The organism is Pseudomonas rhizozeae (assembly GCF_031583775.1).
Lineage (GTDB): Bacteria > Pseudomonadota > Gammaproteobacteria > Pseudomonadales > Pseudomonadaceae > Aquipseudomonas.
This window is the reverse complement of sequence record NZ_JAVLSB010000064.1, coordinates 108394-124904: the sequence shown is the minus strand read 5'-3', so window position 1 is coordinate 124904 and position 16511 is coordinate 108394. Positions and strand designations below refer to the sequence as shown.

The window sequence follows — 16511 nt, the reverse complement described above, 5'->3', positions numbered from 1 at the left end:
CCAATAAACTCAGACAATAGTCTTCTGACCAGCGGTCGCATCCGTGGCTTGCAGAAAATTATTATGCGAATAATATTCTAGTCGTAATATTCGGAGGCAACGATGAACGATAAAAAGGCTCAAACCCGCGAACGCATTCTAAATGCAGCCGGCGCAGCGCTGATCCAGCGTGGCCCGGCCGAGCCGAGCGTGGGCGAAGTGATGGGCGCCGCAGGGCTGACCGTTGGCGGTTTCTACGCCCACTTCGAAAGCAAGGACGCGATGATGCTGGAGGCGTTCAAACGCTTGCTCGCTCGTCGTCGCGACTCAATTGCCGACATGGATCCGGAGCTCACGGGCGAGGAGCGCCGTGCATTGGTCGCTGCGTTTTACCTGTCCCGCAAGCATCGCGATTCCACCGAGGCCGCCTGCCCGATCCCGGCGTCTGTGGGTGAGCTGGGGCGTTTGCCGGACGTGTTCCGCGAAGTGCTCAACGACCATGTTGAGTTGATGGTCGCGCAACTGGCGGGCAGCCCCGAGGAGACCGACAAAGTCCTGGCCGATGTGGCCTTGATGGTCGGTGGTTTGACCCTGGCCCGGGCGCTGGGCCCGGGTGAGTTATCCGATCGATTGCTGCGCGCTGCCAAGTCGGCGGTGCAATGACCTGAAGGCAGAGCCTTGGGAGAGAGCGATGAGCACGTTGAAGTGGGTTCGTGGCGTGAATGGCACCTTGGGCTGGTTCGCTCCAAAACTGATCGCGGCCAAAATGCGCCTGGCTTTTATGACCCCGCGTGATCTGCCGCCCCGAGATTGGGAATTGCCGCTGCTGGCGCGCTCCGAGCGCATCACCCTGCGTTTCGGCCTTTCCGCGTTGCGCTGGGGCCAGGGGCCTACGGTGCTGCTGATGCACGGATGGGAAGGGCGGCCGACCCAGTTCGCCAGCCTGATCACCGCGCTGGTCGACGCCGGCTACACCGTGGTCGCACTCGATGGCCCGGCCCACGGTCGCTCGCCAGGGCGTGAAGCCAACGTCATGCTGTTCGCCCGGGCGCTGCTTGAAGCCGCTTCGGAACTGCCGCCCTTGCAAGCCGTGATAGGCCATTCCATGGGTGGCGCCAGTGCGATGCTCGCGGTGCAGTTGGGATTGCGCACCGAAACCCTGGTCACCATCGCTGCGCCGGCGCGGATTCTCGGCGTCCTGCGCGGTTTTGCGCGCATGGTCAAACTGCCGCCCAAGGCCCGCTCCGCGTTCATCCGTCAGGTCGAACAGGACGTCGGTATGCGCGCCGCGACCATGGACGTTGCCCACTATCAACTGGACATGCCGGGCCTAATTGTCCACGCCGAAGACGACAACCTGGTTTCGGTCAATGAATCGCAACTGATCCACGAAGCCTGGTTCGACAGCCGTTTGCTGCGCCTGGAAGGCGGCGGTCATCAACGCGTGCTGGCCGACCCTCGGGTGATTGATGGCGTGTTATCACTGTTGTCCGGACGCAGCCTTCAGGCGCGGCAATCGGCCTGAGCATCCGTTACACTGCGCCGGTCGAATTAGCTGACCGGAGTAGGGCATGGGCTGGGATCGGGCAACGCCATTTATCATCGACCTGCAAGTGGGCGCCGAGGACATCGACGGGCTGGGCCACGCGAACAACGCGGTGTACGTGACCTGGCTGGAACGCTGCGCGTGGCGCCACTCGCAACGCCTGGGCCTGGACCTGGTGGAATACCGGCGACTGGACCGGGCGATGGCGGTGGTGCGGCACGAAATCGATTACCTGGCCGCCGCTTACGAAAACGATGAGCTGCAGTTGGCGACCTGGATCGTCGACTGGGATCAGCGGCTGAAAATGACCCGCCACTTCCAACTCAAGCGCGCCAGCGACAACACTACCCTGCTGCGCGCCCAGACCACGTTCGTCTGCATCGAACTGTCCAGCGGCAAGCCCAAGCGCATGCCGGCAGAATTCATCGAAGGCTATGGCCCGGCATTGCTCACATCCAACTAACACACAAATCCTGTGGCGAGGGAGCTTGCTCCCGCTGGTCTGCGAAGCAGGCTCAAAATCCCACCGGCAGCACCGGGCCAACAGATGAGCATCCGCTGCAGGAGCAAGCGCCCTCGCCACACTGCAACCCTTCCCGCCGGAAAATCCAGTAAACTGCGCCACGTTTTTTGTTGAGTAGAGTTTCCATGCAAATTGCCCTGGCGCCCATGGAAGGGTTGGTCGACGACATCCTGCGCGACGTATTGACCCGCGTGGGCGGCATCGATTGGTGCGTGACCGAATTCATTCGGGTCAATGATCGTCTGCTGACACCGGCGTACTTCCACAAACTCGCCCCGGAACTGCTGACCGGCGCCCACACCGCGGCCGGTGTGCCGCTGCGTGTGCAGTTGCTCGGCTCCGACCCGGTGTGCCTGGCGGAAAACGCCGCCCTGGCCTGCGAGCTGGGCTCCGAAGTGATCGACCTGAATTTCGGCTGCCCGGCCAAGACCGTCAACAAGTCCCGTGGCGGTGCGGTGCTGCTAAAAGAGCCTGAGCTGCTCAATCAGATTGTCGAGCACGTACGCCGTGCCGTGCCGGCGCAGATCCCGGTCACCGCGAAAATGCGCCTGGGCTTCGACAGCCCGGACGGCGCGCTGGTCTGCGCCACGGCGCTGGCTGAGGGCGGCGCGGCGCACATCGTGGTGCATGCGCGGACCAAAACCGATGGCTACAAACCGCCGGCGCACTGGGAATGGATTCCGCGAGTGCAAGACGTGGTCAAGGTGCCGGTGTTCGCCAACGGCGACATCTGGAGCGTCGAAGACTGGCGGCGCTGCCGGGAAATCAGCGGCGTGGAAGACATCATGCTCGGTCGCGGACTGGTTTCGCGCCCGGACCTGGCCCGGCAAATCGCCGCCGCGCGCGCTGGTGAAGAGGTGGTCGAGATGACCTGGGCCGAGCTGCAACCGATGCTCCAGGATTTCTGGCTGCAAGCCGTCGCGCAACTCACGCCGCGCCAGGCGCCGGGCCGGCTCAAGCAATGGCTGGCCATGCTGACGCGCAATTATCCCGAAGCCGTGGCGCTATTTACCGCGTTGCGCCGCGAAACGGAACTGGACCAGGTCAGCCGTTTGCTCGGCCTGCCGAGCGCGGAAGCGGCCTGAAAAAAATCTGCAAATAGTCTCTTGAAATGCAATCAGCGGTCCCTATCTAGGGGTTACGCGATGCCGAATTCGGGTCGCGCAGACACAAAACCTTGCTGATTTTTTCAGGAGATTGACACCATGAGTACCGCATTTTCCCTAGCTCCACTGTTCCGCTCTTCCGTAGGCTTCGACCGTTTCAACGACCTGTTCGAAACCGCCCTGCGCAACGAGCCTGGCAGCAGCTACCCACCGTACAACGTCGAAAAACACGGCGATGACCAATACCGCATCGTCGTCGCCGCCGCCGGTTTCCAGGAAGACGACCTGGAACTGCAAGTGGAAAAAGGCGTGTTGACCATCAGCGGTGGCAAGCGCGACGCCAACGACAGCGTGACCTTCCTGCACCAGGGCATCGCCCAGCGCGCGTTCAAACTGTCGTTCCGTCTGGCGGACCACATCGAGATCAAATCCGCTGGCCTGAATAACGGTCTGCTGAGCATCGACCTGTTGCGAGTCGTGCCGGAAGAAGCCAAAGCCAAGCGCATCCCGATCAACGGCGCGCAGCAACCGGCGTTGCAGCACTGAGTGGTTTGATCAGTCTGTAACCCGCCAGCCAAAAGGCCCCGACCGATGTCGGGGCCTTTTGCGTTTTACACCTGCAGCACCGCTGCCCCCGTGGTCCGGCGCTCTTCCAGATCAGCATGCGCCTCGACCAACTGCTCGAACGGATAGATCCGGCTCGGCTCGACGTTGATCAGGCCGCTGTCGATGGCGTTGAACAAATCCTTGGCGGCGGCCGCCAATTGTGGCGCAGTGGCGACGAACACCGGCAGCACCGGCCAGGTCAGCTTCAACGAACGGGGCGCCAGGGCGAACGGGTCGATCAGCGGTGGGTTGCCGGAGGCTTTGCCGAACACCACCAGAGTGCCGCGCGGGGCGAGAACCGCCAGTGAGTCGTTGAAGGTGTCTTTGCCGACCGAATCGAACACCGCGTGGACGCCCGCGCCCTCGGTCAGTTGCTGCACCCGCTCAGCGAAGTTTTCCGTGCGGTAGTTGATGACGTGATCGCAGCCGGCCGCGCGGGCAATGGCGGCTTTTTCATCGGAGGACACCGTGCCGATCACTTGCAGGCCCAAGGCCTTGGCCCATTGCACAAAGATCAACCCGACGCCGCCGGCGGCCGCGTGGTAGAGCACGGTATCGCCGGGTGCCAGATCGACGACTTCCTTGAGCAGGTAGCGCGCGGTCAGCCCTTTGAGGAAAGCGGCGGCGGCCTGGTGGTCGGTGATGCTGTGCGGAATGATCGCCACGCGGTCGGCCGGGTACAGGCACAACGTGGAATAGGCGCCATGGACGTCGTCGGAATAGACCACGCGATCGCCGACCTTGACCGAGGTGACATCGCTGCCGACCGCTTCGACGATGCCCGCCGCTTCATTGCCGAGAATCGCCGGGAACGACGGCACCGGGAAAGTCCCGCGACGGTAATAGACCTCGACGAAATTGAGGCCGATCACAGTATTACGGATCAATACTTGTCCGGCGCCTGGTGGGTTAACTTTAATATCTTCAAATACCAGAACGTCGGGGCCGCCGTGCTGGTGGATGCGCGCGGCTTTAGCGGAATAAGACATGGGTTTTTCCTTGGCGAAGATTAAGTAAGTTCGACGATTATTTGCTGAGAAGTTGATTGTAAGTTTTACCCAAGTGGTGATAATCGGCTTCACTGCCCACAACCTGTGAAACAGAATTTGACAATCGATACCGATGGTTTTGAGTTACTGACGGTGTTTGTCTGCGTGGCGGACTTACAAGGCTTTACTGCCGCGGCGGTGACGTTGGGCGTGACCACCTCTGCAGTCAGCCACGCCATTCGGCAATTGGAGGCCAAGGCCGGTGTGCGCCTGTTCAATCGCACCACCCGCAGCGTTCGGCTAACCGAAGCCGGCGAAGTGTTTTACCGCCGGGTGGCGCCGCATGTCGGTGAACTGAAATCGGCATTCAAGGACCTCGCGCAAGGCGCCGGCAAACCCAGTGGCACCCTGCGCCTGACGATGTCGCGCAGTGCCTGCACGATGTTCGTGGAGCCGCTGATGCGCGGTTTCCTTGAGGCTTATCCCGATATCAACCTGGATATCGCCATCGAAAGCCGGCTGGTGGATATCGTCGGTGCGGGGTACGACGCTGGCATCCGTTTCAGCGAAGTGCTGCAGCAGGACATGGTCGCCGTCCCCTTGGGCGAGCGCATGCGCATGGCCGTGGTGGCCAGTGCCGATTACGTTGCCCGGCGCGGCATTCCCGAGGCGCCGCTAGACCTGCTGAGCCATGACTGCATCCTCTACAACAGCGCGGTCACCGGTGCGCACCAGCGCTGGAAGTTCGTGCGCGACGGGCGCGAGATGGAGATCAAGGTCAGCGGCCGGGTGTCGAGCAACGACTCGGCGACCATGCTGCACGCGGCTCTGCAAGGCCAGGGTTATGCCTATTTTTATGACCGGTACGTGCAGGAACATCTGGCGGCGGGTCGCTTGGTGCAGGTATTGCAGGATTGCAGTCCAGTACAGAATTTGTGGCTGTATTACTTCAATCGCGATACCCCACAGAAACTCCGGGTGTTTATTGACTACTTGAAGCGCGAACTAACTAGTGATTAACACTCCAGCATTAAACCTTAATACCTTTGTATAGTCTTCGGCACCTTTGGTTGCATAAACCTAAAGTGTCGGACGTGACACTCTGGCAGTTATTTTCGGAACGGCATTCACGTGTTGGTTTTCTGGAAGTTTAACTGTTTTAGTGTCTGTTATGAGGGTTGTTCACATGTTGCAAAGTCAAACCGCCAATCGCTACGCAATAACGCTGGATAAACCCTTTAACAAGTGGGCGCTGTGGGCGCCCATTTTGCTGACGGCGATTTATCCGTTTTTCCTCAACGCCTTCCATGCTGTGGTGATGGATGCCAGCGGCGACGCGCCAGCGCCCGTGACCGCCGGCATGCTGTTGAAGGCCGCATTCCTGTTGCTCGCCGCGTTTGCGGTGCCGGCCATGGGTCTGGTCATGGCGTGCCGCAGCCATGGCCAGGACCGCCATCAAGCGTTGGCATTGCGCATCCGTCGTCTAGGTTTGTTTATCGTCGCGGTGCCGACCCTGTATTGTTTCGTCGGGGTCAATTTACTGATGCTTGGCAGCCCGGTGCCGGACGAGTTCGCCTGGGCCGTGCTGTGGATCGGGATCGGCGCTTACCTGGTGCTTAGTCCGGTCGGCGATCCATCGGTACGGCCGGTGGTGCGGCGCCTGCCGGTGTTGCGAGTGGTCCACGGCATCGCCGGCGCGGTGGTGTTGCTGTTTGTGCTGTTTCACCTGTTCAACCATTTGTTCGGGTTGATCAGCCCGCAGGTGCATCTGGCAGTGATGGAAGTCGGGCGCAGCGTTTATCGCTCGGCGTTTGTCGAGCCCGTGCTGGTGCTGGCGCTGTTGTTCCAGGTGTTCAGCGGCTTGTGGCTGGCGTGGAACTGGAGCGCGAATGGCGCTGACAGGTACCGCATCGTGCAGATCGGTTCCGGGGTGTTCCTCGCGGTATTTATCCTCGGCCATTTGAACGCGGTGTTTATCTTCGCCCGCACGGTGCTGGGCATCGAGACCGGTTGGGAATTCGCCTCCGGCGATCCGGTGGGCATGATCCACGATCCGTGGGGCATCCGCTTGTTGCCGCATTACACCCTCGGCGTGCTGTTCGTGATCAGTCACCTGTTTTCCGGTTTGCGCGTGGTGATGCTCAGCCACGGCGCGCCACGGCGCATCGCTAATCGCATCTGGTGGGGCGGGCTGGCAATCGGCGCGGTGGTGGCGGTGGCGATCATGCTGGGCATCACGGGTGTGCGCCTGGGCTGAGATAAAACTGCAGATTTAAAAAAACGCTGGCCGGATGCTCCGGGCAGCGTTTTTTTTAGCGGTGCAAAGCTCAGTCAATGCTCGGTGGAACCCACTCAGCGCTGATCCACCACCGTTGTTGCATCAGCTACCGGCGCATGCCGCGAGGCAAACAGCAGGCCGTAGGTGATCTGCCAGATCACCGCAAACGCACCCACCAGAAACACGATGTCACCGAAGGTGCGCACCCAGCGCAGGGTTTGCAGCAGGTCCTGCTGCATAAAGGCTTCGCTGCGGGCGTACCACAAGCCCTGGCTGGCGCTGGCGTAGAACTGAAGAATGCCGATCGGCAGCAGGCTGGTGACGATCATCAGCGCGAGCCCGCCATTGAGCCACCAGAAACCGGTGTTCATCAGTCGATCGTTGAACGCCAGGTTGGGCCGCAGGTAGCGTAGGATCAGCAAACTGAAACCCAGCGCCAGCGAACCGTAAACCCCGAATAGCGCAGCGTGGGCATGCAGTGGCGTGGTGTTCAGGCCCTGAATGTAATACAGCGAGATCGGCGGGTTGATCAGGAAGCCGAACACCCCGGCGCCGAGCATGTTCCAGAACGCGGTGGCGATAAAGAACTGCAACGGCCAGCGAATCCGCGCCATCCACGGCGCGCGCTCCTTCAGGCGCCAGTTTTCCCAGGCTTCGTAGCCGAGCAAAATCAGCGGCACCACTTCCAGCGCGCTGAAGGTCGCGCCCACTGCCATCACCGGAGTGGTGGTGCCGGAGAAGTAGATGTGGTGAAAGGTCCCCGGCACGCCGCCGAGCATGAACAGCGACGCCGAGCCTAACGTCGCGGTGGTCGCCAGGCGTTTCGACACCAGGCCCATGCTGGTGAAGATAAACGCCAGGGCGGTGGTGGCGAACACTTCGAAGAAGCCTTCGACCCACAGATGCACCACCCACCAGCGCCAATATTCCATGACCGACAGGTTGGTGCGCTCGCCGTAAAACAGCCCGGCGCCGTAGAACAAACCGATGGCTATCACCGAGCAGGCGAGCAACGCCAGCAGGTTCTTGTCCCCCGGTTGGCGCAGCGCCGGCAGCATCGCGCGGAGCATCAGCACCAGCCAGAACACGATCCCGGCGAACTTGCCGATTTGCCACAGGCGCCCGAGGTCGACGTACTCGTAACCCTGATGACCGAGCCAGAAACTCCACTCCGCGGGCATCAGTTGCGCGATGGCCAGGAAATTACCGGTGTACGAACCCACCACCACCAGCACCAAGGCCCAGAACAACAAATCGACCCCAAGCTTTTGCCATTTCGGGTCTTTGCCGCCGTTGATGAATGGCGCCAGGAACAACCCGGCCGCGAGGAACCCGGTGGCGATCCAGAACATCGCGCTCTGCAAATGCCAGGTGCGCGTCAGCGAGTAGGGAAACCATTTCGACAGGGGCAGGCCATAGAAGTCCTGGCCTTCGACGGTGTAGTGCGCGGTCAGTCCGCCCATCAGCACCTGAAAGCCGAACAGCGCGCCGACCAGCAGCAGGTATTTGCCCAAAGCAAGCTGTGACGGCGTCAGTTTGATCAGGCTCAACGGATCTTGGGCCGGAACGGTGGGCTCGCCCTCATCGTGATTGCGCAGGAAGGCCCAGCCCCAGACCAGGAAGCCGATACCGGCGAGCAACACGACGATGCTGACAATCGACCAGACCATGTTCTCGGCGGTGGCGTTGTTGTCGATCAGCGGTTCGTGCGGCCAGTTGTTGGTGAAGGTCGCGGTTTGACCGTCGCGCTCGGTGGCGGCGGCCCACGCGGTCCAGAAGAAAAAGTGAGTCAATTGCTGGCGCCGGGCGGCGTCGGGCAGGGTGTTTTCCTTCATCGCAAAACTTTCGCGGCTGCCGTGCAGTGAAGGGTCGTTACCGAACAGCGCGTGGTAATAGGCCGCTGTCTGCGCGATGGCCTGCACTCGGCGATCGCTAAGGCTCAGTGCGCCGTCGACCACCCGGTTGTTCCGGTACTCGCGCTTGAGTTGATGACGCAGCAGGGCCTGGTGGTCCTCATCAACCTCTTTGTAGGCTTTGCCATACGTGTCTTGCGCCGCCAGTTCGAGCCAAGCGAGCAGTTCGCGGTGCAGCCAGTCGGCGGTCCAGTCCGGCGCCTGATAGGCGCCGTGGCCCCAGATCGAGCCCAACTGCATGCCGCCGACGCTTTGCCACGCGGTCTGGCCGTCGAGGATGTCATCGGCATTGAAGAGCAGGGTGCCATTGCTGCTTTGCACCCGTTCGGGAATCGGTGGCGCCTGGCGGTAGATCTCGTGGCCGAACCAGCCGAGCAGGCAGAAGGTCACGCCGAGGACGCCGATCAGCGACCACCATAACTTACGGTATTCACCCATGGGGCACCTCGGTGTTCTTCGCGGGAACGCGTTCAGGTAATCCGCGCACGGGCGCTTGGATTACCGGGATGGAAGGGGATTTCATATCAGCTCCTTGATGCTTTGTGATGTCCGCAACCGATGGCTTATCAAGACACGTGCCACTCGAAAGAGGACCGGTTTCATGGGCCGCGATAGCGTCTGCGGGTCGATATGACTGGAACGGGATGTAGTCAGGAAGACTTTCAGGGGGTCTTTGTGACTACCGGCCGTCATCTGCGGCGATCCTGGAAAAGCCACGCCGCTCACAAAAAAAAGCGCCCGCACAAGGGGCGTGCGGGCGCTGCAAAATCCCGGCGGTTGGATTAGGGAGCCGATGCCGGGGTGTCACGCAGAAACAAGGGAGTCGCAGTCTGCTAATCAGTTGACAGGCGGGTCTCTCAAGTCCGCCTCGTCGCTGATGGGCATGGGTTAACTGTACGGCGCGGGCAGGACGGCGTCACTTGTACTCACGGACAGTGACGTCATGTCTGGGTTTTAAGCATTCATACCTCGGTATGAATAGGGAGTCAGCGCAGCAGTTTTTCAAACGCCTCCACGGGCAACGGCCGACTGTGGAAATAGCCTTGGTACAAATGGCAATCCAGGCCTTGGAGGAATTCCAGTTGCTCGGCGGTTTCCACGCCTTCGGCGATCACTTCCAGACCGAGGCTGCGGGCCATGGCGACAATGGCGCGGATGATTTCCGCGTCGTTCGGGTCGCTGGTGGCATCGCGCACGAAGGACTGGTCGATCTTCAACGTGTCCACCGGCAAGCGCTTGAGGTAGGTCAGGGAGGAATAACCGGTGCCGAAGTCGTCCATGGCAAAGCCGACTCCGAGCTTTTTCAGGCGGCGCATTTTGCCGATGGTGTCGTCGAGGTTCTGGATCACGATGCCTTCGGTGATTTCCAGTTTCAGCATCGAGTACGGCAAGCCGTGGCTGCTGAGGCTGTGCTCGATGCGCTCGACAAAATCGTTCTGCCGGAACTGCCGAGGGCTGATGTTCACGCACAGGCTGAAGGCGTGCGGATCGACCAGACCTTCGCCGACCAAGTGTTTGAACGCCTCGCAGGCCTGGTCGAGAATCCAGGTGCCGACTTCCAGAATCAGCCCGCTGTCTTCCAGAACCTTGATGAACTCGGTGGGCGACTGCGAACCCAGTTCCGGATGATTCCAGCGCACCAGGGCTTCGGCGCCGGTGATGCGGTTGTCGCGGGCGTCGACTTGCGGCTGGTAATGCATGCTGAACTCGCCGCGCGACAGCGCCTGGCGCAGGTCGGTTTCCATGCGCAGGCGTTCGCTGGCGGCCTTCTGCATGGCGTTGTGGTACATCTGCGTGGTGTTGCGCCCGGAATCCTTGGCCCGGTACAGGGCGATGTCGGCGCGCTTGAGCAAATCGGTCGGGGTCGAGCCGTGATCGGGGATCAGCGCCACGCCGATACTCGGGGTCACTTGCAGTCGCTGGCCATCGAGGAACATCGGCTCCGAGAGCAGTTCGCGCAGGGTGTCGGCCAATTCCCGCACCTGTTCGCTGACTTCGCTGCGGCTGCCTTCCAGCCCGCTGAGCAACACCACGAACTCATCGCCACCGAGGCGCGCCACGGTGTCTTCCATGCGCACGCTGGCTTCGAGGCGCGCAGTGATGATCTTCAGCACGGTGTCGCCGACCGGATGGCCGAGGGAATCATTGATGTGCTTGAAATGATCGAGGTCGAGGAACAGCAAGGCGCCGCGCAGGTTATGACGTTTGAGCAAGGCGATCTGCTGGCTTAGGCGATCCATCAACAGCGCGCGGTTCGGCAGGTTGGTCAGCGGGTCGTGGTAGGCCAGGTGGCGGATTTGCGCCTCAGCGTTTTTCAGTAGGCTGACATCCCGGGCGGTCAGCAGCAGGCACGCGGTTTCGTTGAGGGTGATCGGCTCGACCGAGACCTCGACCGTGAGCAGATCCCCGCGTTTGTTGCGCCCGAGCATTTCCTGGTGATGCACCCGACCCTTGATTTGCAATTCCGCCAACAGCGCCGAGCGTTGGTTCTCCTCGGCCCAGATGCCCACTTGGTACACGGTCTTGCCGAGCACTTCGTCGGCACGGTAGCCGGTCAGCCGACAGAAGCCGTCATTCACTTCCAGGTAACGGCCGGTGTCGCGCTCGGTGATGGTGATCGCGTCGGGGCTGGAATGGAACGCCTTGGCGAATTTCTCTTCACTGGCCTTGAGTGCCGCTTCCGACCGTTGTTGCTGGGTGATGTCGCGCAGGGTGGTGACGATGCAGGGCTGGTCGCCGACGCTGATCTGCCGGCTGGAGATCACGCAGGTCAGCGCCTTGCCGTTCTTGTGGTGGACGATGATCGCGACGTTGTTCAGGCCTTGCTCGCGAATAACTTGTTCAATGCGTTGCAGGCTCTTGGCCGAAGCGTCCCACAGGCCGATCGCATCGGCACTGCGGCCAATCACGTCGTCGGCGGTCCAGCCGAAGGTTTGGCTGAAGGCGCTGTTGATTTCGATGAACACCCCGCTTTCCTGGCGCGTGACGCAGATCGGGTCGGGGCTGACCTGGAACAGCGTGGCGAATTTTTCTTCCGAGGCCACCAGCCGTTGTTCACGCTCCACTTGTTCGGTGATGTCCAGCAAAGTGCCGGCCATGCGCAGCGGGGCGCCGCTGTCGTCGCGGTAGAGGCGGGCGCGGCTTTCCAGGTAGCGGGAGCTGCCGTCCGGCAATTGCACGCGGTACGTCAGTTGATAGTTACCGGCCGGGCCTTCGCGCAAGCTGCGGTAGGCGTTGCGCATGGTGTCGCGCTCTTCGCCGGGCACGCCTTCGAAAAACGAATCGAAAGGTTCGTGGAACGGTTTGGGCTCCATGCCGTGCAACTGCGCCGAACGGGCCGAGCCGTAAAGCATGCCGCTGGGGATGTGCCAGTCCCAGGTGCCGAGTTGCGCCGATTCCAGGGCCAGGTCGAGGCGTTCCTGGCTGTCCTTTAAGGCGTGCTCGGCAGCCTTGCGCTCGGTGGTGTCGAGGAAGGTGCTCAGCAGATAGGGCTGGCCCTCGAGTTCGACCTTTTGCGCGCTGAGGATGCCGTCGTGAATCTGGCCGTTGCTGGCGCGGAACTGCACCTCCATGCTCACCAGCTCGCCCTTGGCCTTGGTCGACTTGATCAGCGCCGCGCGCTGTTCGGGATGCACCCACAGGCCCAATTCCACGGTGGTGCGGCCGATGGCGTCCTGCACCGGCCAGCCGAACAGGCTTTCGAAATACTGGTTGGCCTCGGTGATCAGGCCGTCTTCCTGGCGCGTCAGCAAAACCATGTTCGGACACAGGTGAAACAGCGTGGCGAAGCGTTTTTCCGAACTGCTCAAGGCCTGTTCGCGCTGGCGCTGGTGGGTGATCTCGCGGATCACCCCGATCATCCGTGGCCGGCCGTGTTTGTCCGGCAGCAGGCTGCCGTTGATCTCCAGCCAGTGCAGGCTGCCGTCGGGCCAGCGGATGCGGTGGTGCATCGCCTGCTCCAGTGGCGCGCCGGCCACTACCGCGTGGAAGGCGCGGATGGTTTTCGCCCGGTCTTCGGGCGGCAACAAGTCGAGGTATTCGAGGTCTTCCGGCAGCGGTTGCCGGGGATCGAAGCCGAACAAGGCCTGGGTGCCACGTGACCAACTGATCTGGCCGCGTTCGATGTCCCAGTACCACGCGCCCAAATGCGCGCCGTTCAGGGCCGCCAGCAATTGCGGGGCACTTTCCCAACTCTGCTCGGAGTGTTGCGGGTCGACAGCCTGAATACGTGGCATCGGCGGTATACGGTCAACAGATTTGGGCATCGGGAGCAGGCCTTGGGCTGAATTGGGCGTGAGGCACAGGATTCGCGGCTTTATAGGAGTAGCACAACTTTGCCTTATGTCCCTGGCAGATCGACTTGTGCATCCAGTAAGGCCATGAAAGCCCGTGCAGCATTCGACAGCGTCCGTTCGGTGTGCACGATATAGCCTAGCTGGCGAGTGAGCTGTATGCCCGGCAAAGGGATACGCGCCACTTGATCATCGAGCATGGTGCGCGGCAACACGCTCCAGGCCAGGCCTATCGAGACCATCATCTTGATGGTCTCCAGGTAATTGGTGCTCATGGCGATGTTCGGCGTCAGGCCTTGAGCCTCGAACAGCCGCTGGACGATGTAGTGGGTAAAGGTGTTGCCGCCGGGGAAAACCGCCGGGTGGCGGGCGACGTCCGCCAGGCTGACCGGCCCTTGGCTGAGCAGTGCATGTTCCGGCGCGACCACAAAATCCAGCGGGTCGTCCCACACCGGCATGGCTTTGACCAAGGTGTGCGGCTCCGGCGCCAAGGTGATCACTGCCAGCTCGGCGCGGCCATGGAGGATTTCTTCGTAGGCCACTTCCGAATCGAGAAACTGAATGTCCAGCGCCACCTCGGGATAACGCCGGGTGAACTCGCGCAACAGCGGGGGCAAGCGGTGCAGGCCGATGTGATGACTGGTTGCCAGGGTCAATCGGCCGCTGACTTCGCCGGTCAGGTTGGTCAGTGCGCGGCGGGTGTCGTCCAACACGTTGAGAATCTGGTAAGCCCGTGGCAGCAAGGCCCGGCCCGCTTCGGTCAGGCCGACTTCACGGCCCAGGCGATCGAACAGCCGCACGTTCAACTGCTGCTCCAGGCCGGCAATGCGTTTGCTGATCGCCGGTTGCGTCAGGTGCAAGCGTTCTCCGGCGCCGGAGAAGCTGCCAGTCTCGGCGATGGCAATAAAGGCATTCAGGTTGGCCAGATCCACGGTGCTATTCCAGTTGGTTATTCAAAGCATGAAAAATATGAATTTGAGTTATTCAATGTAACCCCATAGGATCAGCCTCACAAGCCAAGGGGTTATTGAACCGTTCAAGACCCAGGGCATAGAAACAAGCTGATGAGGAACCGTCTGATGGCCGGCAAAACGCTCTACGACAAGCTCTGGGATTCGCATTTGGTCAAACAGCGCGACGATGGCTCGGCGCTGATCTATATCGATCGTCACATCATCCACGAAGTGACTTCGCCGCAAGCCTTCGAAGGTTTGCGCCTCGCCGGGCGCAAGCCTTGGCGCATCGATGCCAACATCGCCACCCCGGACCACAACGTACCGACCACCCCTGAGCGCAAGGGCGGCATCGAAGCCATCGCCGATCAGGTCTCGCGTTTGCAGGTCCAGACCCTTGATGACAACTGTGACGAATACGGCATCGTCGAGTTCAAGATGAATGACGTGCGCCAGGGCATCGTCCATGTCATCGGCCCGGAGCAGGGCGCCACCTTGCCGGGCATGACCGTGGTCTGCGGCGATTCGCATACCTCGACCCACGGTGCTTTCGGTGCCTTGGCCCATGGCATCGGCACCTCTGAGGTCGAGCATGTGCTCGCCACCCAGTGCCTGGTCGCCAAGAAAATGAAGAACATGCTGGTCAGCGTCGAGGGCAAACTGCCGTTCGGCGTGACGGCCAAGGACATCGTCCTCGCGGTGATCGGCAAGATCGGCACCGCCGGCGGTAATGGCCACGCCATTGAGTTCGCGGGCAGCGCGATTCGCGACCTGTCCGTCGAAGGCCGCATGACCATCTGCAACATGTCCATCGAAGCCGGCGCCCGCGTGGGCCTGGTGGCGGCGGACGAGAAAACCGTGGCCTATGTCAAAGGTCGCCCGTTCGCCCCGAAAGGCGCGGAGTGGGACTTGGCTGTCGAAGCCTGGAAAGATCTGGTGTCAGACCAGGACGCGGTGTTCGACACCGTCGTCGAACTCGACGCCACCCGGATCAAGCCGCAAGTCAGTTGGGGCACGTCGCCCGAAATGGTCTTGGCGGTTGATCAAAACGTGCCGGACCCGGCCAAGGAAATGGACTTGGTCAAACGCGGCTCGATCGAACGTGCGCTGAAGTACATGGGCTTGACCGCCAATCAGGCGATCACCGACATCCAGTTGGACCGGGTGTTTATCGGTTCCTGCACCAACTCGCGGATCGAAGACTTGCGCGCCGCGGCGGTGATTGCCAAGGGCCGCAAAGTCGCCTCGACCATCAAGCAAGCCATCGTGGTGCCGGGCTCGGGTCTGGTGAAGGCCCAGGCCGAATCCGAAGGCCTGGACAAAATCTTCCTTGAGGCCGGTTTCGAATGGCGCGAGCCGGGTTGCTCGATGTGCCTGGCGATGAACCCGGACCGTTTGGAGTCTGGCGAACATTGCGCCTCGACCTCGAACCGCAACTTCGAAGGCCGCCAGGGTGCCGGGGGGCGTACCCACCTGGTGAGCCCTGCGATGGCCGCCGCCGCCGCGGTGAACGGTCGTTTCGTCGACGTCCGTGAATTGATCTAAGGAGCGCAGCATGAAAGCTTTTACCCAGCACACCGGTCTTGTCGCGCCTTTGGATCGTGCCAACGTCGACACCGATCAGATCATTCCCAAGCAGTTCTTGAAGTCGATCAAGCGCACCGGTTTCGGCCCGAACCTGTTCGACGAGTGGCGTTACCTGGACGTCGGGCAGCCGTATCAGGACAACTCCAAGCGCCCGCTGAACAAGGACTTCGTGCTCAACGCCGAGCGTTACCAAGGCGCCAGCGTGTTGCTGGCCCGTGAGAACTTCGGCTGCGGTTCCAGCCGCGAGCACGCGCCGTGGGCCCTGGAAGAGTACGGTTTCCGCAGCATCATCGCGCCGAGCTACGCCGACATCTTCTTCAACAACAGCTTCAAGAACGGTTTGCTGCCGATCATTTTGAGCGACGCCGACGTTGATGAGTTGTTCAAGCAAGTGGAAGCCGATCCGGGCTATCAGTTGCAGATCGACTTGCAGGCGCAGACCGTCACCCGTCCCGACGGCAAGGTGCTGGGCTTTGAGATCGACGCGTTCCGCAAGCACTGCCTGCTCAATGGCCTCGACGACATCGGCCTGACCTTGATGGACCACGAGGCGATCGCGAGCTTTGAAAGCAAACACCGGGCGAGCCAGCCTTGGTTGTTTCGTGATGCCTGACTGATTTCGAATGTGTGTAGGCAGGGCCGGCCCCATCGCTGGCAAGCCAGCTCCCACAGGATTCGCGTGGAATCCATTTCTCGTGGGCACTACAAACCACTGTGGGAGCTGGCTGCCAGCGATGGC

The 16511-nt window shown here is 61.4% G+C and carries 13 protein-coding genes; 9 read left to right on the top strand and 4 right to left on the bottom strand.

Annotated features, from left to right (window positions below; genetic code table 11):
• The first annotated feature begins 102 nt into the window (after nt 1-102).
• From RG836_RS23175 to RG836_RS23155, 5 genes are all read left to right on the top strand, one after another.
• Nucleotides 103-642 (top strand): TetR/AcrR family transcriptional regulator, encoded by a 540-nt coding sequence (locus tag RG836_RS23175; RefSeq protein WP_310849883.1) that lies wholly within the window; start codon nt 103-105, stop codon nt 640-642.
• Between the two features lie 28 nt (nt 643-670).
• A complete protein-coding gene (locus RG836_RS23170; protein ID WP_310849881.1) occupies nt 671-1504 on the top strand; it encodes an alpha/beta fold hydrolase in 834 nt (277 codons plus the stop codon).
• Nucleotides 1505-1550: 46 nt separating this feature from the next.
• A complete protein-coding gene (locus RG836_RS23165; RefSeq protein ID WP_310849880.1) occupies nt 1551-1988 on the top strand; it encodes an acyl-CoA thioesterase in 438 nt (145 codons plus the stop codon).
• Nucleotides 1989-2173: 185 nt separating this feature from the next.
• On the top strand, nt 2174-3133 hold the full coding sequence (locus RG836_RS23160) for a tRNA dihydrouridine synthase (protein WP_310849878.1): 960 nt from the start codon (nt 2174-2176) through the stop codon (nt 3131-3133).
• Between the two features lie 120 nt (nt 3134-3253).
• Nucleotides 3254-3700, top strand: a complete 447-nt coding sequence (locus RG836_RS23155; protein ID WP_310849876.1) for an Hsp20 family protein — start codon at nt 3254-3256, stop codon at nt 3698-3700.
• 65 nt (nt 3701-3765) lie between these two features.
• Here the strand turns inward: RG836_RS23155 and RG836_RS23150 are convergent, their stop codons facing one another.
• Nucleotides 3766-4749 carry a quinone oxidoreductase family protein gene (locus RG836_RS23150; protein ID WP_310849874.1) on the bottom strand — a complete coding sequence of 328 codons (984 nt, stop codon included), beginning with the start codon at nt 4747-4749 and terminating at the stop codon, nt 3766-3768.
• 117 nt (nt 4750-4866) lie between these two features.
• Here RG836_RS23150 and RG836_RS23145 point away from each other — a divergent pair, with 117 nt between their 5' ends.
• Entirely contained in the window at nt 4867-5769 is a 903-nt protein-coding gene (locus RG836_RS23145) for a LysR family transcriptional regulator (RefSeq protein ID WP_310849873.1), read from the top strand.
• Nucleotides 5770-5935: 166 nt separating this feature from the next.
• Complete coding sequence (locus RG836_RS23140) at nt 5936-7006, top strand: succinate dehydrogenase/fumarate reductase transmembrane subunit (RefSeq protein WP_310849872.1); 1071 nt, start codon at nt 5936-5938, stop codon at nt 7004-7006.
• Between the two features lie 95 nt (nt 7007-7101).
• On the opposite strand, the gene RG836_RS23135 is transcribed toward RG836_RS23140, so the two are convergent.
• The 3 genes from RG836_RS23135 to RG836_RS23125 form a co-directional block, all read right to left on the bottom strand.
• Nucleotides 7102-9378 (bottom strand): nitric-oxide reductase large subunit, encoded by a 2277-nt coding sequence (locus RG836_RS23135; RefSeq protein WP_310849870.1) that lies wholly within the window; start codon nt 9376-9378, stop codon nt 7102-7104.
• Nucleotides 9379-9926: 548 nt separating this feature from the next.
• Complete coding sequence (locus tag RG836_RS23130) at nt 9927-13205, bottom strand: EAL domain-containing protein (protein ID WP_310849869.1); 3279 nt, start codon at nt 13203-13205, stop codon at nt 9927-9929.
• A gap of 74 nt (nt 13206-13279) precedes the next feature.
• Nucleotides 13280-14164 (bottom strand): LysR family transcriptional regulator, encoded by an 885-nt coding sequence (locus tag RG836_RS23125; RefSeq protein ID WP_310849868.1) that lies wholly within the window; start codon nt 14162-14164, stop codon nt 13280-13282.
• A 147-nt stretch (nt 14165-14311) separates the two neighbouring features.
• Between RG836_RS23125 and leuC the strand changes: the two genes are divergently transcribed.
• Together leuC and leuD are read left to right on the top strand one after the other, a co-directional pair.
• A complete protein-coding gene (leuC, locus tag RG836_RS23120) occupies nt 14312-15730 on the top strand; it encodes a 3-isopropylmalate dehydratase large subunit (protein WP_310849866.1) in 1419 nt (472 codons plus the stop codon).
• 10 nt (nt 15731-15740) lie between these two features.
• Nucleotides 15741-16385, top strand: a complete 645-nt coding sequence (gene leuD, locus RG836_RS23115; RefSeq protein WP_310849865.1) for a 3-isopropylmalate dehydratase small subunit — start codon at nt 15741-15743, stop codon at nt 16383-16385.
• The last annotated feature ends 126 nt before the right edge of the window (nt 16386-16511 follow it).

Bases quoted from the DNA above. Each gene is read 5' to 3' on its own strand.
- RG836_RS23130 (WP_310849869.1), bottom strand. From the start codon at position 13,205: ATGCCCAAATCTGTTGACCGTATACCGCCGATGCCACGTATTCAGGCT.
- RG836_RS23160 (WP_310849878.1), top strand. From the start codon at position 2,174: ATGCAAATTGCCCTGGCGCCCATGGAAGGGTTGGTCGACGACATCCTG.
- RG836_RS23135 (WP_310849870.1), bottom strand. From the start codon at position 9,378: ATGGGTGAATACCGTAAGTTATGGTGGTCGCTGATCGGCGTCCTCGGC.
- RG836_RS23175 (WP_310849883.1), top strand. From the start codon at position 103: ATGAACGATAAAAAGGCTCAAACCCGCGAACGCATTCTAAATGCAGCC.
- RG836_RS23150 (WP_310849874.1), bottom strand. From the start codon at position 4,749: ATGTCTTATTCCGCTAAAGCCGCGCGCATCCACCAGCACGGCGGCCCC.
- leuD (WP_310849865.1), top strand. From the start codon at position 15,741: ATGAAAGCTTTTACCCAGCACACCGGTCTTGTCGCGCCTTTGGATCGT.
- RG836_RS23140 (WP_310849872.1), top strand. From the start codon at position 5,936: ATGTTGCAAAGTCAAACCGCCAATCGCTACGCAATAACGCTGGATAAA.
- leuC (WP_310849866.1), top strand. From the start codon at position 14,312: ATGGCCGGCAAAACGCTCTACGACAAGCTCTGGGATTCGCATTTGGTC.
- RG836_RS23165 (WP_310849880.1), top strand. From the start codon at position 1,551: ATGGGCTGGGATCGGGCAACGCCATTTATCATCGACCTGCAAGTGGGC.
- RG836_RS23155 (WP_310849876.1), top strand. From the start codon at position 3,254: ATGAGTACCGCATTTTCCCTAGCTCCACTGTTCCGCTCTTCCGTAGGC.
- RG836_RS23170 (WP_310849881.1), top strand. From the start codon at position 671: ATGAGCACGTTGAAGTGGGTTCGTGGCGTGAATGGCACCTTGGGCTGG.